Here is a 21,746-nt window from a genome sequence, read left to right as displayed (position 1 = left end):
GGAAAAGGAAGTTGGAATAATTCCAACTTCCTTTTTGTATGATGGAAATTTATCCGGCTAATTTCCTCATAATCCATTCGATAGGACCTCTAGAAAATTTCTTTCTCCATAACACACTAATTAAAATGCTGAAAATGAAAAATGCAGTAGCAAATAATAAAACGAATAGTAGTGATTGATTTTCCATTCTATTTAATAGAATTAATGTCCCAATACCGATAAATACATGACTGACATAATGAGTTAATGTTAATTGTCCTGTTTGCACAATGGAAGTGACAAACCAATTATTTCTATATTTTTCAGCGATATAGAGGCAAATGATTAATATAGCAATAGAGGATCCTGTAGCAGATAAAATATATAATACATTTGGTAAGATGGGTCCTGTATTAAATAAAAATGTGGCGGTCTCTCTGCCGATGTATGGAATAAAAAAGTGTGTAAGTCCTTTTGATAAAAGTTCTGTCAATATTGTGATTGTAATACCGAGTAAGAGTAATCTTTTTTTTATTTTTTTATTATGAAGATCTAACCTGCCAATTAACATACCGATTAAGAAGAACGAGAACCAAGGGAAAATAGGGTGATAGCCATTAAAGAATAAGTTGCGAAGAAAACCCTTTATTGTCCAGAAGTCTACATAATTTATAAATGGAGTTGGACCTACCCAACCCTCGAAAGTATTGAAAGTAAGCTGAAGAGATTGTGCGAACAATAAAATAATGATAGAAAGAAAAAGTAATAGTTTTTTGCGTACTGTCATGAGTAATGCAGCAACGAAAAGGTAAACACCATAGTAGTGTAATATATCCCCAGTCCACTCCATTACATATAGTAGTAATCCTAAAATAAATAAGAAAAGTGATCGTTTCCATATGGTCTTTCGGCTATTAGAAATTTTTATTTGTTCATTGCTAGCAACGGCTGACCTAGTCATTAAAGTTATACCGATGCCAGCAAGTATAACAAACAAAGCAGAGGCTCTACCTTCAAATAGTGACATGAAGGTTATTAAAAAAGGGGGACCATTTCCTTCTGCACCTGTTATCACCATGAAATTAACAAGTAGCATACCAAACATCGCCCAAGCTCTAGCAAAATCTAAGCCGATAATGCGTTTTTTTGTATTCACTTCAACCCCTTCTTTCAAAAATGTTATTTACAGCTTCAATCCAAATTTGTTTATAATCTATCTTTGCATCAATCATCATAAAATTTCCGATATTATCAAGCACTAATGCTAACATATGAGCTTTTGAAACTAGATTTTTATTTTCAATTAATTGAAGTTCATTTGCTTTTATAAGGAGTACTTCAAATCCATGTAAGTATTCTGTTTGCACAGTTAGTAATCGATCTTTGTACATCTTGTTTCTTGAAGATAGTAATACATATTCTTGTAACACTCGGTTAAAATAAGGGTCGTTTCGCTGTTCATCAATTATTTTAAGGCCAATTGCAATACATTTTTCAATAAAATTTGATTTTGTAAACTCTTCTGTATGGAAATAAGAAGAGAACTGCATAGCTTTACATAATTCAGTAAAAATACATTCAATTAAAGCATCTTTAGACTTAAAGTAGTAATATATAGATGGTTTTGCGATACCAACCTCCTCACCAATCATCGTATAAGTTGTTTTAACAATACCGTACGTAGCAAAAAGGCGATAACTTGCTTCCATTATTGAAGAGAGTGTTTCTTCACTTTTACTCATATAGATCCTCCTAAAAAAAGGTTATTTAAATCGTATCACTTACAAGTGATTTTTTCAACCTACCGTTAGGTAAAAAATAGTCTATTTTTTTAAACAGTAATATGAAAAGCTTTAGGGATAAGGAATGGATTTAGAAATTTCTTTCTAAAGTATTGTGTTCACTTTACACATAAATATTGAGAAAATTTCACTTACCCTAAATGGAAAGGTAATAGAAGTGTTCATAGAGAATTACTCGTAGATTCAATTTTTATCCATCCGTTTTGCGGGGAATGATTGCCTAGTGGTAATGGGATAAGGTTGAGCTACTTTATTAGGGGGAGTGGTTCTATGTTTAATAAAAAAATGGTGGCAATGGCAATGACCGTGCCGTTAGTAATGGGGACGATTTCTACGGTTTCGGCATTGGAAAAACAACAGCAAGTAAAGTTAGAAGCTTATTCGCCACAGAAAAAAGCAACTGAATATTTAAAAGAAAATGCTGCGCAGTATGGATTGAAAACAGATCTTTCAGACTTGCAATATATTTCTACAACAGAAACATCAGTAGCTTCATATGTTAGGTTCCAACAAGTTGTTAATGGTGCACCTGTATTTTCAAAACAAATAACAGTTACGCTTAACGGAGAGGGAAAGGGAGTACTCGCTGTTTCTGATTATCAGCCTGTTACAGGTGTGAAGGAAGTAACGACAAAAATTAGTGAAAAAGATGCAATACAAAAATCAATGGCGTATGTTGGAGAAGCAAGTGAGCAAAATTTATGGGCTCCTACAGATAAAGAGTTCGGATATATTGTTGAAGAAGGAATTGCTCGTCCAGTATATAAAGTTGTAGTCCATTCTAATAATCCATTTGGTGCATGGGAAACATTTATTGATGCAGAAAATGGAAAGTTAATTAAAAAGGTTGATATAAACCGAAAAGCTGAAGGGTCAGGAAAAGTATTTTTACCTAACCCAGTCGTATCTAGCGGTAGTAAAGTAGGCTTAAAAGATAATAACGATGCAGATTCAACAGCTCTAACGAACCAACTGAAAACTGTTACGTTAAAAGGTTTAGATGGAACAGGATTTTTAATTGGAGAATATGTAACGATTTCTTCAAAAGCGAAAACAAAATCTACGAATTTACAATTTAACTATACACGCGCAAATGATAGCTTTGAAGATGTTATGTCGTACTATCATATCGACACATTGCAACGTTACATTCAAAGTCTAGGTTTTAAAAATATTAATAACCGTTCGATAAAAGTGAATGTTAATGGTACAACTGATGATAACTCATTCTATTCTCCATCAACAAAAGCTTTAACTTTCGGTACTGGCGGTGTTGATGATGCAGAAGATGCTGGTATTATCGCACATGAGTATGGGCATTCGATTCAAGATAACCAAGTTCCTGGCTTTGGTAGTTCAGCAGAAGGTGGAGCGATGGGAGAAGGATTTGGCGACTTCTTAGGTGCTACATATGAAGATGCAGTATCGACTACTGGATATGGTAAAGCATGTGTTGGAGAATGGGATGCGACAGCTTATTCTAGTTCAGATCCAACATGCTTACGCCGATTAGATACGAATAAAGTATATCCGAAAGATATAACGAATGAAGTGCATGATGATGGTGAAATTTGGGCTCAAGGCCAATACGAAATGGCACAAGCTTTTGGCCGTGATGTAGCAACAAAAATCATTTTACAATCACACTGGTCATTAACACCAAACTCTAAATTCAGTGATGGAGCGAAAGCGATTAAGCAAGCGGATGCTCTTTTATATGGCGGACAACATGCTGCTGATATCGATCGCATTTGGGCAGCGAGAGGCATTAGTACGAATTAATATAAAAAGTCGTGGCATTTATGAAGTGACCCCCGAAAGTTAGACAGGTCGTTTCATTAGGCAGCCTCTAGGGCATGAGCCCGGTATTGTACTGGGCTCATACCCTTTAATTTTGCCTTAATTCTTTTATGATTATAGTATTCTATATACTTTGCTAATTCTTGTTTGAAATGTGTTATACTTTCAAATTCTTTTCGATACAGAAATTCCGATTTCATGATACCGAAGAAATTTTCAATAACGGCATTGTCATAACAGTTTCCTTTGCGAGACATACTTTGAGTTATGCCACAATTCTTAAGAGAATGACGGTATTGTTTCATTTGATAGTGCCAACCTTGATCAGAGTGAATGAGGAGTTTATCCGGATTGGTTACACAATAAAGGGCTTGGTCCAACATCGTTGAAACAAGGGAATAGGTCGGTCTTGAACCAATTGTATACGTGATAATTTCACCATTAAATAAATCCAACATTGGTGATAGGTATAACTTCTCCCCAAATAACTTAAACTCCGTAATATCTGTAACCCACTTTTCATTTGGTTTTTCAGCTTGGAAGTTGCGATTTAAAATATTTGGCGCAATTTTCCCAACTGTCCCTTTGTAAGAGCGGTATTTTTTCATACGAACCAGACATTTTAACCCTAATTCTTTCATAAGGCGATACACTTTTTTATGATTTACTTTGTGTCCACGATTCATAAGTTCATCACGAATACGACGATAACCATAACACCCATCGTGTTCATTATAAATAGCTTGAATCAGTTCTTTTACCTCCGCATTTGGATCAGGACGATTAAAACGTTTCATCCAGTAATAGTACGTACTACGTGGAATGTTTGCGAGTTGAAGTAACTCCTTGATAGGAAATTCATGCCTTAACTCGTAGATTACTTGCGCTTTGTCTTGTTTGGTGATTTTTCTTTGTTTTGAACTAAGGCATTCAACTTTTTTAAATATGCATTTTCCATACGTAAACGCTCATTTTCCGCTTGTAAGGCTTCGATTGATCCTTCATCTACTGGCTTTATTTTTTTAACTTTCATGGTTGGACGCCCCTTTTTCTTTGATTGTAGGGCATCCAATCCTCCTGTTTCATAAGCTATTTTCCATTTCCGAAGTGTTTCATAAGACGGTATATTGAAAAGTGCCGCTGTTTCTCTGATAGATGTCCCGTGTTCATTCATATAATAAAGTACATCTAGTTTATACTGGGCTGGGTAGAATGTATAGCACTTTTCAAAGGCCTTTTCACCTGAAGACTCATATCGTCTAATCCACTCACGAAGTACGCTAGGGTTAACTCCTATAGATTTAGCAATTGTTTTTCCACTTTCTGTACCATCTAAATATCGTTTCACCGCTTGGATTTTTTCTTTTGAAGAAAATTTAGCCATAAAAAATGCACCTCCAATTGTTAGACTGTGTCTAACAATTGGGGTGCACTTCATTATAAGCCACGACTTTTTAATTTGCTTAAGAACTGGTACTAGTAAATAAAGCTATATCAATGATAGTGTGAATATATCCGTATCCCATTTACTTTTTAGCTTCTTTAAAAACAAAATGCTCTTTAAATTTTCTAGATTCAACTTTTTGACCATTTCGCATCGATCGGAATGGGTGTTCTTGCCATGTAATAATAACATCAACTTCATCTGCTTTTGTAGCAACGGGTAAATTAGCGTGTTCAAATCCAGTTTTTCCACTTGCCAAACGACTTTCCTTTAGGGAAAAGAGTTCATATTTCGTTTTCTTATTTGGTTCGTTGCGGAATACTTCGACGTTTACATTATATACTTCACTATTCCCGACATTCTTTACTGAAAAATGATATGTTTGAAATTCATCTTTTTTAGCTTGAAGCATATTCTTGTTTGTTTTTTTCGGTTTATCAATATTCACTTGCCATTGATCAGAGTTTTGAGAGATTGGTAAAGATTTTGGTGAATAGGCATACGTTTCGTTTACTACAATTAAGCAAAACAAAAGGAGAAAGAAACTAATTGCTTTTTGCATATACACACCTCGCTTTAAAATTTTTATTAATATGCGTAAATGAATTAGTTTTTATGTAAAAATTGGAAAATATTAAAGGTGTAATTTTGGATGTAATACATAAGAATATGTATTACAAAATTAACTTTTCACACTTTAGAAGAAGTTAGGAGTTATAAAACCAGAATGTTTCAAAAAAAGCTTGCGTTTTATAAGATAAGGAGTTAGAATGCTCTGTAAATATAAAAAGTGATGATCAGGAAAAGTACATGGTGCAAAGGTCTACAGAGAGCAGCCAGTTGCTGGAAAGGTTGCGATACCGCATGATGGAAAGACACCTGTGAGTGTTGCTTTGAACGTGATTATTAGTAAAAGCAAACGGTACCTACCGTTATCAGGGCTAAGATGGTCAGTATGACAATTTGGGTGGTACCGCGGAAAAAAATCCGTCCCTATTTATAGGGGCGGATTTTTGTATTCTTTGAAAGGGGGTGAGTGACCGTGGATGATGACGATGACAACAATAACGTAAATAAATATAAAATTACTGGAGGGAAAAATAATGGATTCAATAATGAAGCGTTCACTCACAAAAGAATGTAAAAAGCAAAGTGGAAAGGTTGTATTACTTCAAGGATGGGTAAAAAAGATTCGACATCTTGGAAATGTTAGTTTTTTATTATTACGGGACAGAACAGGAGTAATTCAATGTGTATTAGAAAATGAATTGGCTGGATATAAAGTTGATGTAGAAAGTGTCGTCCACGTAATTGGTGAAATAGTCGAGACATCGAAAACAGAATTGGGTGTTGAAGTACTTGCTCATGAAGTGAAAGTAATAAACAGTGCAGAGCCACTTCCATTTGAAATAAATAAAAAGAAGTTACAAGTTGGCTTAGATCAACTACTTAATGAGCGAGTAATATCATTAAGGCATGAGCGAACCGCAGCGATTTTTAAAGTGAAATCTACACTCGTTCAAAGCTTTAGTGAATTTCTTATAGAGAACGATTTCACACGGATCTTTACGCCGAAAATTGTTTCGCAAGGGGCAGAAGGAGGAGCAAATGTTTTTAAGCTTCCATACTTCCAAAAAGAAGCTTATTTAGCACAATCACCACAGTTCTATAAGCAAATGATGGTGGCAGGTGGGTTAGAACGAGTTTTTGAAATTGCACCTGTATATAGAGCGGAACATCATAATTCTTCCCGTCATTTGAATGAATATATATCGTTAGACGTAGAGCTTGGTTTTATTCATGATTTTTATGAAGTGATGCAACTAGAAACGGATGTTTTACGATATATGTTTCAACAAGTAGCGAAAAAATGTGAAATAGAACTACAACTATTACAAATAGAAGTACCTGTTATTACTGAAATACCTAAAATTACATTGTTAGAAGCACAAGAAATTTTGAAAAGTAAGTATCGTAAAGAATCTCCTGTAGGGGATTTAGATACAGAAGGTGAAAAGTTACTAGGGAAATATGTAAAGGAAATATATAATAGTGAATTTGTTTTCATTACGCATTATCCGAAAAAAGCGAGACCGATGTATACGATGCCGAATAAAGAGAATCCAGCTATTACTGATTCATTCGACTTATTATATAAAGGATTAGAAATAACGTCAGGGGCACAGCGAATTCATAATTATGAAATGTTACTCGCTTCGTTTAAAGAAAAAGGATTACACCCAGATAAATTTCAATCTTATTTAAATACATTTCGATATGGTTGTCCACCACATGGAGGTTTCGGAATTGGGTTAGAAAGGGTTGTATATAAACTTTTAGAATTAACAAATGTACGAGAGGCGAGTGCTTTTCCGAGAGATTGTACTCGTCTCATACCGTAAAAAGAATCTTCGCGATTATCGCGAAGATTCTTTTTTTATAGTTCGTTTGAAAAGGTGAAAATATAGACTCTTTCTTTTTCTAATAAGCTTAGTAAAAGTCAGTTGAAATATGAACCATTTCGACAAAAAAATCAATATACCCTTGACAGTTACAAATATAACAGATATACTTCATATTAATTTCAAAAGAAAATATATTCTAAATATTAAAATGTGTTGAATAGGAGTAGTAAGGTCATGTATTTGTACAGAGAGCTATGGGTTGGTGTGACATAGTCAAATAACATCCTGAACTCGCCTAGGAGCAGTAAGGTGGAACGGAATTACATTCTTAGTAAATCTTAACGGTTAACCTTCGATATTAGGTTTGTAATCAAACGATTACTACTAAGGTGGATTCATAATGGAATCAATAAGGGTGGTACCGCGTTAAGTAAATGGCTTAGCGTCTCTTTATATAGAGATGCTAGGCCATTTTTTTATTATATGGAAGAAGAAATGGAGGGTTTATTTGAATAGGTTTATAAAATTTATTTATTTATATAAAAAGATTTAATTAGGAGGAAAATGAGATGAAACAGACGGAGCAATGGACTTCGAAATTAGGTTTTATAATGGCGGCAGCCGGATCAGCAATTGGACTTGGTGCGATATGGAAGTTCCCTTATATCGCTGGGAAGAGTGGGGGAGGAGCGTTCTTTTTAATATTTATATTATTTACTGTTTTAATTGGACTACCGCTACTTATAGCTGAATTTATGATTGGACGCAGTACGCAGAAACAAGCAGTTGGAGCATTTAAAAGCATCGCACCAAATACGGGATGGCATTGGATTGGACGCCTTGGTGTTGGAACTTGTTTTATACTACTTTCGTTTTATAGTGTTGTAGGTGGATGGGTATTAATTTATTTATTTATTCAGAGGAATAACTGGACAACTGATTACTCCAGGACAAAATTACGGTACATTATTTACTGAAACAATTGGGAATCCTGCTTGGGCTATTATGGGACATTTCGCTTTTATGTTCATTACGATATGGGTTGTATCAAAGGGTGTACAAAACGGAATTGAAAAAGCAAGTAAATATATGTTGCCAGCATTGTTCGTTTTATTTGTCGCTCTTATTATTCGTTCGTTAACACTTGATGATGCAATGAAAGGTGTGAAGTTTTTCTTACAACCAGATTTCTCAAAGATTACTTCGGAAAGTATTTTGTTCGCAATGGGGCAATCATTCTTTGCAATTAGTATCGGGATTTCAATTATGGTTACGTATAGTTCCTATTTAAATAAAAAAGAAAGTTTACCAAAATCAGCAATAACAATTGTTGGATTAAATTTATTTGTTTCATTATTTGCAGGTCTTGCTATTTTTCCAGCCGTATTTTCATTAGGAATGGAGCCAACAGAAGGACCTGGATTACTATTTATCGTATTACCATCTGTATTTAGTCAAATCCCATTCGGTGGATTTTTCTTAACAGTATTTCTTGCACTATTTACATTTGCGACATTAACATCAGCATTTTCTCTACTAGAAACTGTTGTTTCAGCATTAGCAAATGGTGAACAAGAAAAGAGAACGAAATTATCATGGATGATCGGTTTCGGCATTTTCTTGGTAGGTATACCATCAGCGTTATCATTTGGAGTATGGAGTGATATTACGATTTTCGGAAAGAATATTTTTGATGCAGTAGACTTTTTATCTAGTAATATATTAATGCCACTTGGAGCACTATTTATTAGTATTTTCGTTTCATTCAAAATGGAGAAGAAGGTACTAGAAGCAGAGTTTTTTGTAGGTGGAAATTATGGAAAGAAAGTATTTACTTGTTGGGCATTTTTACTTCGATTTGTAGCACCACTTGCAATAATTATCGTCTTCTTAAATGTAATAGGAATTATTTAATATTAAATGTTATAATATTCAGTAAAAAAAGGGGGGTGGTGATTATAAAGGAAAATTTGATAGAAGCAGGGAAATACATGAATATTAGAGGGAAAAAGCTATACGTTGAAACACATGGAAATCCTAAAAATAAGCCAGTCTTATACTTGCATGGTGGACCAGGAGAAAGTTGTTATGATTTTTCATTTCATCAAGCGGAACGTTTAAAAGATTCTCTATATGTAATTATAATAGATCAAAGAGGTGTTTGTCGCTCAGAAGAAATAACTGAAGACGAAGCTTTTGGATTAAATGATTTGATTGAAGACTGTGAGGAATTAAAAAAAGTATTACAAATTGAGAAGTGGTCTATAATTGGACACTCTTTCGGTGGATATGTAGCATTGCTTTATGCGTCGATATATCCAAGTTCAATAGAGAAAATAATATTTGAAGGACCAACTTTTAATTTTGCATTAACAAGTAGGGCTTTGTTACAAAAGACAGGACATTTATTAAAAAAGTATGGAAAAGAAGAAATAGCAAAAGAATGCTTTGCTTATTCATCTAGCGATGCTAGTTCAGAAGAGTTGTTAGAAGCTTATATAAGACTAAGCGCTGAATTAGAAGAAAAAAGAATGGAGATTTACAATAATAAGGAAAATAGGACAGATGAGAGTTTATACAGTGATGAAGAGTGGGAAATATTTTCAAATCGCTCCAAAATTCACTTTGATAGATTAAAATTAGAGGGAGCATGTCATACATCATTATTATCAAAAATAAAAGATGTACAAAATCTAATGTTATTAATAGTAGGAAAACATGATGTAGTAACGTGTGAAGAACAAATTAAAACATTTAATAAAGATGCCCGAAACGGCAAGTATATCGTATTTGAAGAGAGCGGTCATTCACCTCATTATGAGGAAGCAGATAGATTTGCAGAAACAGTCATACATTTTTTGAAATGAAGAAAAGGGTGCTTCTATAAATGAGAGGCACCCTTTCTAAATTTCTGGATATGTGATTGTGATGTTAGGCCACTTACTTTGCCAATTCTTTTTTATAACTCTGTTTTTGTACATATGTAATCGTTCTTTCGATTCAAGAAAATGAGCTGTTGGTTTCACTTGTAAGGAAAGGACATCTTCAATACCACATGGGGCTGTTAAGATAACGTTGTTTAGTTCATCAAGTGTAACTCCTAAAGCCGTTGCTGTTTCAGGGAATTTAGAAATAGCATTAACAGAAGAAGAATATGGTGGCATATTATTCACTACATGCATACGAGCTTGATTTTTTACAGACCAAGGGATAGTAGCATCAATATTCATTAATTTCGTTTCTAATGATTGTTCGTATATCTCATCTTGATGTAGACTATCATAATAAATCACATCAACATCAGGCATAGCCGTTTTAGCTTCATAGTCATGTAAAGTATCCCAAATTTTAGAACGAACAAATCCGGCACAAATCCACCAATCAGGTAGCTCTAGTAATTTTGCCATTTGTAATACATTCATCATCCATTCGTCGTTTTCTATTAAGCGAATTATATCTTTCTCTGTTTTGATCTTCATTGATAAATTCACCTTTCTAGTAAATTAATGCATCAGTTCAATAATCCATAAAATCCAGTAAGCACCTGGTACAAATAGCAGTTGTGCTAATAATGTGCCGAGAAGTCTAGAAATCATTAGCCAACCATACATTTTACTCATAGATTCAGCACCGCTTTCTGATTGTAGAGCACGTTCTGTTAAAAGAGCAATGCGTGGATCGAGTAATACAGTTAATAAAATAGTGGCGAAACCATTTACAAGGCCAGAAGCTGTACTTGCATTTGTTGCATAATCTGGATTTAAAAAAGAAGCGTAAAGGGCTGAAAGTACCCCTGCTGTATAAATAGCAGTAGCAAACATGTTAATAAGCATAATACGCTTTGGAATACCACCGATACGCAGTCTATGAATCATTTCTAACTTTGGAAAACGGACATATTTTTTTGTGTACTTTAATTTTTGAATGTTATTCGTTTTCATCATTCGAATGAAAGAACCGTCTGTTTCAAAGTTTTGAATGACATATCCAAATAATTTTGTCAAAGTTGGATAAAGAATGATCGCGATTAAAGTACCGATAGAAGCCGATAATAGTACGAGTCGTATAATATGCTCTAAATTAATAGAAGAATCTAGTTTTGCTTCATCGACAATACCACCGATTAAAAAGGCTTGTAGTAAGTTTGATGTTCTTGAAATAAGTAACACCATTCCTACAACAGACAAGGCAACCGCAATCTTCTTTAAACGTACTCCAGCTAATCGAATACTATAAGAGCTTGTTTCAACTGCGTGGATCACAATTGTGAAAGCCATTATAAAAATTAACGTAATTGACATTTGTTTCACCAGTTTCTATTAAAATAATTGTAACTTTTTTACTGTATCATATCTATCGTATTTTGTAACTGAAAGTATGTGACATAGGGAAATTGATTTTTCGAAAAAATAGATAATAATAGTATAATAGGGAGAAGTGGAAGAGATGTTAGCACTTATTTATACAGCAAATTAAGTGGAGGAATGAAGCATGTATAAAATATTTCTATTTGATTTAGATGGAACTTTAACTGATCCGAAAGAAGGGATTGTAAACTCGGTTTTATATGCATTAAAAAAAGTAGGAATTGAAGAAGTACATATAAGTGAGTTAGATTCATTTATAGGTCCTCCTATTCAGCAATCATTCATAGAGAGATATAATATGAGTGAAGGAGAGGTTGAACGTGCTGTTTTTTACTTCCGTGAGTATTTAAAGCAGCGTGGATTGTTTGAAAATAATGTATAAGAGGGGATTCTGAAGCTCTTGCAACAATTAAAAAGTTCAGGGAATCGCATATTCGTAGCAACTTCAAAGCCCACTGTATTTGCGAAACAAGTTATAGAGCATTTTCAATTAACGAATTATTTCGAAGACATCATTGGAAGTAATTTAGATGGTACGAGAATAAAAAAAGAAGAAATAATTGCTCATATTTTACAAACACATGAAGAACTAAATAAAGAAGAAATGATAATGATTGGTGATAGAAAGCACGATATAATAGGTGCAAATCAGAATGGAATTGCTTCAATTGGTGTTTTATATGGCTATGGCTGTGAAAAAGAACTGACTGAAGTTAGTGCGACCTACATAGTGAAAGATGTTGAAGAACTGTATCATTTTTGTATAGAGAAAAATTTAATACAGCAGTAAATATAGATTCTAGCAATCCCTTTATAACGTATGACGATGAATTCGTTTCTGTTTAAAGGGATTTTTCATATGTAATCGAATAATTATAATTAGACATTTTTAGCATAAAAATTTGTATGAATAAGAGGAGGGATGTCAGAATTAAAAGGTTAGTAGAAATTTATCAATAAAATTTAGAATATTCTGTTTAATGGAGGGGTAAAATTGGAGTTAGTTATTATATTATTAGCACTAAGTTTACTTATGTTCGTAGCATACAGAGGTTTTTCTGTTATTTTATTCGCGCCGATATTTGCATTATTTGCAGTATTTTTGACAGAACCTAGTTATGTATTACCTTTCTTTTCTAATATCTTTATGGAGAAAATGGTTGGATTTATAAAATTATATTTTCCTGTGTTTTTATTAGGAGCAATATTTGGAAAAGTAGTGGAAATGTCAGGAATTGCAGATTCTATCGCAAAAACAATTATTGAGTTAGTTGGTGAAAAACGTACTATATTAGCGATTGTATTAATGGGGGCTATTTTAACGTATAGTGGTGTTAGTGTGTATGTAGTAGTGTTTGCTGTTTATCCGTTCGCAGCTAAGTTGTTTCGACAAGCTAATATTCCAAAGCGTTTAATCCCTGGAACGATTGTTCTTGGAGCAGTAACGTTTACAATGGATGCGCTACCTGGATCACCACAAATTCAAAATGTAATACCTACAACATTTTTTAAAACGGATATTTATGCTGCACCGATACTTGGGATTGTAGGAGCAATTTTTGTTCTTACATTAGGTTTACTATATTTAGAGAGTAGACGTAAGAAGGCAAAAGCAGCAGGTGAAGGATATTTTGGTTTTAATGATGGAAATACTGAAATGGCAGCATCTTTGCAAGTAGAACAAAAAAATATGCCATTAATTAATAACATTGAAATCACAAGAGCGCAACAACTTATTGCATTTATACCACTTATTTTAGTAGGTGTAATGAATAAAGTGTTTACTATTATGATACCGAAGTGGTATCCAAGCGGTTTTGATTTTTCTGCAATTGGTATGAAAGCATTTGGAAAAGTAGAATTAAGTGCAGTAGTAGGAATTTGGTCTGTAGAATTGGCACTTATTATAGGGATCTTAACAACGTTATTATTATATTGGAAGCGAGTAGTAACAGGTTTCCAAGCTGGATTGAATACAAGTATTGGTGGAGCGCTACTTGCAACGATGAATACAGGAGCTGAGTTTGGATTCGGTGGTGTCATTGCAGCACTTCCAGGCTTCGCAATTATGAGAGATGGCATCTCTGCTACTTTCACAAATCCGTTAGTGAATGGTGCAGTAACGACGAATATTTTAGCTGGAATTACAGGCTCGGCATCAGGAGGAATGGGAATAGTATTAAGCGCAATGGGAGATAAATTTATTGCAGCGGCCAATCAATTTGATATTCCATTAGAAGTTATGCACCGTATCGTATCAATGGCATCAGGAGGAATGGATACACTACCACATAACGGGGCTATTATTACTATTCTTACAGTAACGGGATTAACACATAAACAGTCATATAAAGATATATTTGCTATTACTATTTTGAAAACGGTTGCTGTATTTTTAGTTATCGCATTCTATACTTTAACAGGACTCTATTAAAAAATTTGAATCGTAAAGATTCATCAAATCGATAATTTATATTATAAAATATTAATTAGGATAAGAAGGGGTGGGGGACTTGCAAGAGGTTTCTGAGTTTCGTATGCCAAAGTCGGTATTATATGGAAGGAATTCGCTTGAAAAACTGGGAGAACAATCAAAAAAGTTAGGGAAAAGAGCTTTTATAGTTACTGATACAATTATGGAGAAATTAGGATATGTTGAAAAGTGTATGCAACAACTAAATAAGAAAGGTATTATTGTTAGTACATATAATAAAGTGGATGCTGAGCCTACAAATATACACGTATTAGAAGCGTTATCTCTTTGTAAAGAGGAAAAGTGCGATTTTATTATCGGTATTGGTGGTGGAAGTTGTATTGATGCTGCGAAAGCGGTACCGGTTTTATATACAAATGGTGGAGAAGTTGAGGATTATGTCCAAAAGGATATTGAAATAGAAAACAATCCACTACCACTTATTGCAATTCCAACAACTTCTGGTACTGGTTCGGAAGTTACAAGTGTAGCAGTAATTACGAATAAAAAAACAGATGTAAAAATGATGATGAAGCATCCTAGTTTTATACCGAAAGTAGCAATTATAGATCCAGTTTTGACAAGTTCGTTACCACCACAAATTACGGCAGCAACAGGAATAGATGCGTTATGTCATGCGATTGAAGCTTATATTTCTAAATTTTCACAACCACTTACAGATGTACTTGCTCTTTCAGCTATTGAAAGTATTATGAAATATTTACGTATAGCATATGAAGATGGACATAATATGGAGGCAAGAGAAGCGATGATGATTGCTTCCTTACAAGCTGGAATTGCATTTTCGAATGCATCAGTTACATTAGTTCATGGAATGTCAAGGCCAGTGGGAGCATTATTTCATGTACCGCATGGAATATCAAATGCCATACTATTACCTACAGTGTTAGAGTTTACAAAAACAAGTGCAGTGAAAAGGTTAGCAAAAATTGGACGTAACTTAAATAAGGATTTGTATTCGAATTCTGATGAGGAAGTAGCAGACTACACGATTGGGGAAATAAAAAAGCTTTGCTATGATCTTCGTATTCCAAATTTAAAAGAATACGGTATCGATGAAATTGAATTTGAAAATGCTATCTCTAAAATGGCATCAGATGCAATTGAAAGTGGTAGCCCAGCTAATAACCCACGTGTTCCATCATATGATGAAATCAAAGAGTTGTATCGAGAGTGTTTTAATTATAAGTATAAAGAATTTATAAAAATATCAGATTATTAATTTCAGAATATTCTATAAAAATTTCCTTGGAAATGAAAGTACAATTATTCTATATTATTACGTTAAAACAAGACTTTATATCCCAAACTTAAAGTCTTGTTTTATTGTGTATAATATACATAATAAAACGTTGTTATTAGTTTTATAAAAAAGTTTAGGTAGGTGTTTATATGAAAACGATAGGTCTTATAGGTGGTATGAGTTGGGAATCAACTTCTGAATATTATCGAATTATTAATGAAGAAATAAAAGAGAGATTAGGAGGGCTACATTCAGCAAAATGTTTGATTAATAGTGTGGATTTTGAAGAGATTGAACGATGTCAGTCTAGCGGAGATTGGGATGGTGCTGGAGAAATTCTAGGGAATGCGGCATATTCATTACAAAAGGGAGGAGCAGACTTTATAATCATTTGTACAAATACAATGCATAAGGTAGTTGGAAAAATAAAGGCCAAAATTGATATTCCAGTCTTACATATTGCTGATGCAACTGCAAAAGAAATTAAAAGAAAAGACATTCAAAAGGTTGGTCTGCTTGGAACTAAATATACAATGGAGCAAGATTTCTATAAGTCACGTATAGAAGAAAATAATATAAAAGTAATAGTACCATCAGAAAAAAATAGAAAAGAAATAAATAAAGTAATATATACAGAATTATGTTTAGGAAAAATAGTATCTCAATCTAGAGAATATTATAAAAGAGGCATCGAAGAGTTAGTGCAAAAAGGAGCACAGGGAATCATATTAGGTTGTACAGAAATAGGGTTATTAATAAAGCAAGAAAACGTATCTGTCCCGATATTTGATACAACTCATATACATGCAATTGAAGCAGTCAAGGTAGCTCTAGATAGAGTATAATTATATTATGTAAACTTTATTCGTATATCTGGAAAACATTCAGAAAATATTTTATAATGTAAGTGGTTACATTTAAGGGGGAATGCGTATGTTTTCAGTTCAACCAATCGCATTTGTACATAATGAAAGAAAGGAAATAAAAGATGATGAGTGGGGAGAAGTAAGATCTCGTATAACTTTAACTGAAATGTATGCAGAAGAGAGTATACAAGGGGTTGAAGATTTTTCTCATATTGAAGTTGTTTTTTATTTTCATAAAGTAACTGACGAGCAAATTCAGTATTTTGCTAGACATCCTAGAAATAATAAGGATTATCCTGAAGTAGGTATTTTTGCACAGCGCGGGAAAAATCGCCCAAATCGCATAGGTGTAACAATTGTAAAGATGATCAAAAGAGAAGGTAAATCAATTATTGTTGAGGGATTAGATGCTATTGATGGCACTCCTATATTGGATATAAAACCAATAATGAAAGAGTTTATGCCGACAGAAGAAATACACCAGCCTAAATGGGCAACGGATATAATGAGACAGTATTGGAAGGGGAATGGAGTAAAATGAGAATATATGAGGCAACAATTGCAGATTTAGATGGACTAGCATCAGTTTTTAATAACTATCGCATGTTTTATAGGCAAGATTCTGATTTAGAAGGGGCAAAAGTATTTTTACGAAATAGAATTGAGAAAAAAGAGTCTGTTATTTTCGTAGCAGTTGAAGACGGCGAATATATTGGGTTCACGCAACTATATCCATCATTTTCTTCTATTTCAATGAAAGAATTATGGATTTTAAATGATTTATTTGTACAAGCGGCGAAGCGTGGAGCCGGAACAGGTAAAAAATTATTAGAAGCTGCTAAAGAATACGCATTAGAAAATGGAGCAAAAGGTGTAAAGCTGCAAACGGAGATTGATAATTTATCAGCACAACGATTATACGCTGAAAATGGTTATTTGAGAGATAATCGTTATTTCCATTACGAATTAACGTTTTAAAAAATTAAGTTGAAAGAGACATTTTCAAGAAAAAGAATTTCTTTGTAATGAGAAATTCTTTTTTATTTTTGCCTAAATTAAAAAACATGACGAAAATAAAACGATATTTATTTATTGTTAAACAATAAATGTTGTGATAAAATTATGTTGCCATTAAATAAGTGAGGTATTGTAAATGAATCTTAAACGAAGTTCAACAATGTTCTTAAAAGTAATTATTTTTCTTGCTGGAATTTCAGTGCTTGCTTTATGCATATTTTTAGTGCCGGAAATGGCGGATTTCACAGCGAATTTGTATCCTAACATTGCTCCGATAAAATATCTTGTTTTAATTGTACTGTATGTAGCAGCTGTGCCTTTTTACGTTGCTCTTTATCAGGCTTTCAATCTTTTACAGTACATTGATGAGAACACAGCGTTCTCGGAATTATCAGTAAAGGCGTTAAAGAATATAAAGCGCTGTGCAATTACAATCAGTGGTTTGTATGTATTAAGTTTGCCACTTTTTCATTTTATAGCGAAAAAAATGGACCCTCCTATTGGGTTAGTGGGACTCATTATCGTTTTTGCTTCGCTCGTTATCGCCGTTTTTGCTGCTATCCTCCAACGACTTCTACAAGAGGCAATTAACATAAAATCAGAAAATGATTTGACGGTCTGAGGTGGCGGATATGACAATCATTATTAATATTGACGTCATGTTAGCAAAACGAAAAATGAGTGTAACGGAGCTTTCGGAGAAGGTTGGAATTACGATGGCGAATCTTTCTATTTTGAAAAATGGGAAAGCAAAAGCGGTTCGTTTTTCAACATTAGAAGCGATATGTAAAGCTTTGGAGTGTCAGCCAGGGGATATTTTGGAGTATAAAAACGATGAGAATACTCAATAAAAACAGATAACAAATGTAAATAATAGAAGTCAATAAAGAAGGGATAGCCACTAAGCTATTCCTTCTTTACGTTAATTGCTGTTACTAATAAAAAATATAATTTGAATTGCAATGTTTGCGTATCAAAAGGGAACTTGCTACCTTTTGAGGTGATCCGTTTTGTGGAATACAATTATTTGCCAAAAAGGCTATTTTAACTATGTTTTAAATTATTTCGGGTGAATCAAAATTTTCATTTGTATTATAGTTGATTTAAAACCCAGTTTGTTGCATCTTCAAAGTTATCTGCAATGTAGTTTGGTTCAATATGTGCCCATTTGTCTCGGTACGTATGTAAAGCATCGTATCCAGCGCCTGTGCGCACCAATATCGTTATCGCATGCACTGTTGCTCCTGCAACGATATCGGTCCAGCGATCACCAATTACAGCGCATTTTGTTAAATCAAGCCCGTGTTTTTCAGCTGCTTGTAGCAGCATACCTGTACTTGGTTTACGACATTCACAACCATCACCGTGTTTGTGAGGACATACATAAATATCATCAAAACCGAAGCCTTCTAATTCTTGTACAAAATCGGCTACAGTTGCAATTCCATCTGCGATACCAGGTTGATTTGTGAAAGAGAAAATTTTTATATTTTGAGCTTTTAGTTTTTGCAAAGCTGCTTTTGTAAACGGAAATAATGTAAAAGATCCCGGATAATGTATTGTAGTGTCACCACCAATTGTACCGTCACGATCAATGAAAATTGCTTTAATGTTTGTCATAGTTATAGTCCCTTCAATTTATAAGTAGTTTAAAAATGTTTTACAAATCTGTAGCCATTTACTTCATATCCTAATTTTTTGTAAAAAGGATGAGCTTCTACTCTTTTTGTTCCACTAACTAGCCATGTGCCAATGCAATTATGTTTCTTTGCTAATTGCTCGGCATAATCCATCAACACTTGTCCAATGCCTTTCCGTCGTATGTTAGAATCAACGCTAATAATTGAAATCTCTCCATAACGTGTTACATCTTCTAAATTTTCACGTATACGAAATCCAAGTAACCCAAATATAGCTTCTTCTTCCTCGTAAACATATAAAAAATCAAACGGACTCATTTGTACGAATTGTAATCGGTTGTTCATATCTTCATAGGAAATAGAGGAACCTTTTAATTCTTTCGTTAAAGAACAAAGTGCGTCTATATCATCTATCGTTGCTTCACGAATTTGAAAAGACATATTATCCACTCCAATAAAATGTAATCAAACATTTAATATTCTGTTAAAAAATGTTTTTTCCTGCTATGAAAATAAATATTTTATAATGATATATAGATAGTTATATGTTATTCTTTTCCTTGATTGTATTAGAAATGGAAAGAAGGGGAATGCATGTTAAAAGTAAATATCCGCTCAGCTGGATATGAAATAGGCGAAAAAATAATTCATGATATAGCTTTTTCTATCGAAAAAGGTGAACTAGTTGCTCTTATTGGAGCAAATGGTGCTGGGAAGAGTACGACGATTAAAACGATACTCGGATTACTTGTAAATATGGACGGTGAAATATCATTCGGTGAAAAGAAAAATCCGTATGCATACGTACCAGAACATCCAACATACTATGATTACTTGACGCTCTGGGAACATATTGAATTATTAATGGCAGCTCGTGGAAGTGAAATGGGAAGTTGGGAAGAACGAGCGGAACAATTATTACATACTTTTCGAATGAATAAGCATAAACATGAGTATTTATCAAAATTTTCAAAAGGCATGAAACAAAAATCGATGCTAATATTGGCGTTTTTAACTGAGCCAGATTTTTATATCATTGACGAACCTTTTATCGGTTTAGATCCGGTAGCTACGAAAGAGTTTTTAAATTATTTATATAAAGAAAAAGAGTGCGGGGCAGGAATTTTATTTTGTACGCACGTATTAGATACTGCTGAAAAAATTTGTGAAAGATTTTTACTCATTTCACAAGGTACATTAGTCGCAGATGGACATTTAGAATCTATTCAAATATTAGCGGAAATGCCGGGTAGTTCATTATTAGACTGCTTTGATGTAATTGTAAGGCGTGAACAACATGATTAAACAACAATTTTATAAGAGATTACGCCATGAACTTGAGCGGAAATGGAAGTCTATACGTTCGGTAACAGATTGGACAGTCGCATTATATATTATTATTCCAGCACTTATATTTATGGGAATCTATTATCGATCGCTATGGATAAATGAATTATCAACGGAAGAGACGATTTATTTCGGATTAGGATTACTCGCATTTTATGTGATTACATATGGAAGAGGAGTTCGTTCATTTTTTGAGCAAGCGGATAGTTTATTTTTAATTTCGTATGCAACACATATGCGAAAATTAGTCCAGTATGGCATGATGTACACATTTGTTCGAATAGCGATAACGAATATAATTGTAGTCGTTATTATGTTACCGGTGTTGATGGAAAGTATCGAAGTAACAGGGATACAAGTCCTATTATTTTGGGTATTCTTTACTATATTTCGATTTATGTTGTCGTTGTTAACGAGATTTATTCATGTACATGTGGGGAAACGATGGGTTTTATGGATTGTAAAAAATGTAGTATTTTCTATGAGCGTGTCCTTTTTTGGAATTAGTTTATTTTTTATTTATAAAAATCCATTGTATTCAATTTTATTTATCGGTCTAGTAATTTTCTTAAGTAGTGTATTAGTAAAAGAGAAAATGAATTATAAAAAGTTCTTTTTTAAAGAAATCGAGAAAGAAAAGGAGGAAAGCATGCGCTGGACGAGCGGAATTATGCAAGTTGGTGGTCATGCGGCTAAACCGAGTAGTTCGAATAAAAAACCGTGGATATTTCCTCGCTCTAAAAGACTTTTAGGGAAAAAAGCTGATTCTCGTATTGTCGAATCTTTTTTGAAAGAATTTTTCCGTACAAGTACTGCACGAATATTTTATATTCAAATTGTATGTATCAGTACTGTAAGTATAATTATGACTCCAAGGTGGATTGCGGCTATTGTTCTCGTATTTGCTGTAGTTGCAATTTCTCGCTATGCACGTGATTATTGGACTGAATTTACGAATAAGATGTTTCTTCGTGTATATTGTGATGAAGGGAAATTACTATTGTTAAGATGGAAGGCAGATCGTTATTTACTACTACCAGCAATACTTTTATATGGAATAGTTATACTTTCCCGGTTTTATTTATTGCCAGCTGTGATTGGTGGCATTGTTTTTATTTTATTGATTGTATGGATTGTATTTCTACCATTAAAAAAGAGCCATTGATGGCTCTTTTTCTAGTCTGTAACACATTGATAAATAAAATATACTAAAACGAGTATACTTGCGGCGGAATACATGACATCTAAAGTCATCTGATCGCCTCCTTATTTTTGTTGTATTTTTATTGTATGAAATCTTACAATTTCATATTCAAGTGAAAAATATGTGAACGTTAACAAA

Annotated in this window: 20 protein-coding genes, 2 pseudogenes and 2 other annotated features; of the genes and pseudogenes, 14 read left to right on the top strand and 8 right to left on the bottom strand. The window is 33.5% G+C overall.

Features of this window, described 5'->3' with window-relative positions:
- Window positions 1-49: 49 nt before the first annotated feature.
- Both QCI79_RS01935 and QCI79_RS01930 read right to left on the bottom strand, forming a co-directional pair.
- Entirely contained in the window at window positions 50-1,135 is a 1,086-nt protein-coding gene (locus QCI79_RS01935) for a DUF418 domain-containing protein (protein WP_001093123.1), read from the bottom strand.
- 1 nt (window position 1,136) lies between these two features.
- Window positions 1,137-1,721, bottom strand: coding sequence for a TetR/AcrR family transcriptional regulator (locus tag QCI79_RS01930; RefSeq protein WP_000045222.1), 585 nt, complete (start codon window positions 1,719-1,721; stop codon window positions 1,137-1,139).
- Window positions 1,722-2,051: 330 nt separating this feature from the next.
- On the opposite strand from QCI79_RS01930, the gene QCI79_RS01925 reads away from it, so the two are divergent.
- Window positions 2,052-3,563, top strand: a complete 1,512-nt coding sequence (locus QCI79_RS01925; RefSeq protein WP_000482274.1) for a M36 family metallopeptidase — start codon at window positions 2,052-2,054, stop codon at window positions 3,561-3,563.
- A gap of 56 nt (window positions 3,564-3,619) precedes the next feature.
- Here the strand turns inward: QCI79_RS01925 and QCI79_RS01920 are convergent.
- Window positions 3,620-4,965, bottom strand: a protein-coding gene (locus QCI79_RS01920; RefSeq protein ID WP_209291797.1) for an IS3-like element ISBth10 family transposase whose coding sequence is annotated in 2 segments (ribosomal slippage) — window positions 3,620-4,524 and window positions 4,524-4,965 — 1,347 coding nt in all. Because the reading frame shifts where the segments join, the coding sequence is not laid out codon by codon here.
- Between the two features lie 142 nt (window positions 4,966-5,107).
- Window positions 5,108-5,587, bottom strand: a complete 480-nt coding sequence (locus QCI79_RS01915) for a hypothetical protein (protein ID WP_001167912.1) — start codon at window positions 5,585-5,587, stop codon at window positions 5,108-5,110.
- 222 nt (window positions 5,588-5,809) lie between these two features.
- Window positions 5,810-6,023: a binding site (T-box leader), on the top strand.
- A gap of 105 nt (window positions 6,024-6,128) precedes the next feature.
- On the opposite strand from QCI79_RS01915, the gene aspS reads away from it, so the two are divergent.
- The 3 genes and pseudogenes from aspS to QCI79_RS01900 all read left to right on the top strand — a co-directional run bounded on the left by aspS (window position 6,129) and on the right by QCI79_RS01900 (window position 10,297).
- On the top strand, window positions 6,129-7,427 hold the full coding sequence (gene aspS / locus QCI79_RS01910) for an aspartate--tRNA(Asn) ligase (RefSeq protein ID WP_000377332.1): 1,299 nt from the start codon (window positions 6,129-6,131) through the stop codon (window positions 7,425-7,427).
- Between the two features lie 207 nt (window positions 7,428-7,634).
- Window positions 7,635-7,883, top strand: a binding site (T-box leader).
- Window positions 7,884-7,999: 116 nt separating this feature from the next.
- A pseudogene (locus QCI79_RS01905) lies at window positions 8,000-9,344 on the top strand (sodium-dependent transporter).
- A 77-nt stretch (window positions 9,345-9,421) separates the two neighbouring features.
- Window positions 9,422-10,297: an alpha/beta fold hydrolase gene (locus tag QCI79_RS01900; RefSeq protein WP_002100944.1), complete on the top strand. Its 876-nt coding sequence runs from the start codon at window positions 9,422-9,424 to the stop codon at window positions 10,295-10,297.
- A 36-nt stretch (window positions 10,298-10,333) separates the two neighbouring features.
- On the opposite strand, the gene QCI79_RS01895 is transcribed toward QCI79_RS01900, so the two are convergent.
- Window positions 10,334-10,909, bottom strand: a complete 576-nt coding sequence (locus tag QCI79_RS01895) for a nucleotidyltransferase family protein (RefSeq protein ID WP_000695354.1) — start codon at window positions 10,907-10,909, stop codon at window positions 10,334-10,336.
- Window positions 10,910-10,933: 24 nt separating this feature from the next.
- Entirely contained in the window at window positions 10,934-11,731 is a 798-nt protein-coding gene (locus QCI79_RS01890; protein WP_000028915.1) for a lipid II flippase Amj family protein, read from the bottom strand.
- Between the two features lie 190 nt (window positions 11,732-11,921).
- Here QCI79_RS01890 and QCI79_RS01885 point away from each other — a divergent pair.
- From QCI79_RS01885 to QCI79_RS01850, 8 genes and pseudogenes are all read left to right on the top strand, one after another.
- A pseudogene (locus QCI79_RS01885) lies at window positions 11,922-12,587 on the top strand (HAD family hydrolase).
- A 204-nt stretch (window positions 12,588-12,791) separates the two neighbouring features.
- Window positions 12,792-14,231 carry a GntP family permease gene (locus tag QCI79_RS01880; protein WP_000424327.1) on the top strand — a complete coding sequence of 480 codons (1,440 nt, stop codon included), beginning with the start codon at window positions 12,792-12,794 and terminating at the stop codon, window positions 14,229-14,231.
- A gap of 79 nt (window positions 14,232-14,310) precedes the next feature.
- Window positions 14,311-15,513 (top strand): iron-containing alcohol dehydrogenase, encoded by a 1,203-nt coding sequence (locus tag QCI79_RS01875; protein ID WP_021727569.1) that lies wholly within the window; start codon window positions 14,311-14,313, stop codon window positions 15,511-15,513.
- Window positions 15,514-15,683: 170 nt separating this feature from the next.
- Window positions 15,684-16,379, top strand: coding sequence for an aspartate/glutamate racemase family protein (locus QCI79_RS01870; protein WP_000848570.1), 696 nt, complete (start codon window positions 15,684-15,686; stop codon window positions 16,377-16,379).
- 88 nt (window positions 16,380-16,467) lie between these two features.
- Complete coding sequence (locus tag QCI79_RS01865) at window positions 16,468-16,941, top strand: SAM-dependent methyltransferase (protein ID WP_000493254.1); 474 nt, start codon at window positions 16,468-16,470, stop codon at window positions 16,939-16,941.
- Window positions 16,938-17,378, top strand: coding sequence for a GNAT family N-acetyltransferase (locus QCI79_RS01860; protein ID WP_001223866.1), 441 nt, complete (start codon window positions 16,938-16,940; stop codon window positions 17,376-17,378). Before QCI79_RS01865 ends, QCI79_RS01860 begins: the two co-directional genes overlap by 4 nt.
- A 175-nt stretch (window positions 17,379-17,553) precedes the next feature.
- Window positions 17,554-18,039 carry a DUF2975 domain-containing protein gene (locus tag QCI79_RS01855; protein ID WP_001050143.1) on the top strand — a complete coding sequence of 162 codons (486 nt, stop codon included), beginning with the start codon at window positions 17,554-17,556 and terminating at the stop codon, window positions 18,037-18,039.
- Window positions 18,040-18,049: 10 nt separating this feature from the next.
- Window positions 18,050-18,268 carry a helix-turn-helix domain-containing protein gene (locus QCI79_RS01850; protein ID WP_000152534.1) on the top strand — a complete coding sequence of 73 codons (219 nt, stop codon included), beginning with the start codon at window positions 18,050-18,052 and terminating at the stop codon, window positions 18,266-18,268.
- Between the two features lie 241 nt (window positions 18,269-18,509).
- Here the strand turns inward: QCI79_RS01850 and QCI79_RS01845 are convergent, their stop codons facing one another.
- Window positions 18,510-19,037 (bottom strand): HAD-IIIA family hydrolase, encoded by a 528-nt coding sequence (locus tag QCI79_RS01845; protein WP_000181777.1) that lies wholly within the window; start codon window positions 19,035-19,037, stop codon window positions 18,510-18,512.
- 29 nt (window positions 19,038-19,066) lie between these two features.
- Window positions 19,067-19,498 carry a GNAT family N-acetyltransferase gene (locus QCI79_RS01840; RefSeq protein WP_000009776.1) on the bottom strand — a complete coding sequence of 144 codons (432 nt, stop codon included), beginning with the start codon at window positions 19,496-19,498 and terminating at the stop codon, window positions 19,067-19,069.
- 153 nt (window positions 19,499-19,651) lie between these two features.
- Between QCI79_RS01840 and QCI79_RS01835 the strand changes: the two genes are divergently transcribed.
- Both QCI79_RS01835 and QCI79_RS01830 read left to right on the top strand, forming a co-directional pair.
- Window positions 19,652-20,362: an ABC transporter ATP-binding protein gene (locus QCI79_RS01835; protein WP_021727568.1), complete on the top strand. Its 711-nt coding sequence runs from the start codon at window positions 19,652-19,654 to the stop codon at window positions 20,360-20,362.
- Complete coding sequence (locus tag QCI79_RS01830) at window positions 20,355-21,569, top strand: ABC transporter permease (protein WP_000595447.1); 1,215 nt, start codon at window positions 20,355-20,357, stop codon at window positions 21,567-21,569. The genes QCI79_RS01835 and QCI79_RS01830 overlap by 8 nt, the downstream gene beginning before the upstream one ends.
- Window positions 21,570-21,746: the final 177 nt, after the last annotated feature.

The organism is Bacillus cereus group sp. MG1 (genome assembly GCF_040460035.1).
GTDB lineage: Bacteria > Bacillota > Bacilli > Bacillales > Bacillaceae_G > Bacillus_A > Bacillus_A cereus.
This window is presented reverse-complemented; position numbering and strand designations above follow the sequence as displayed.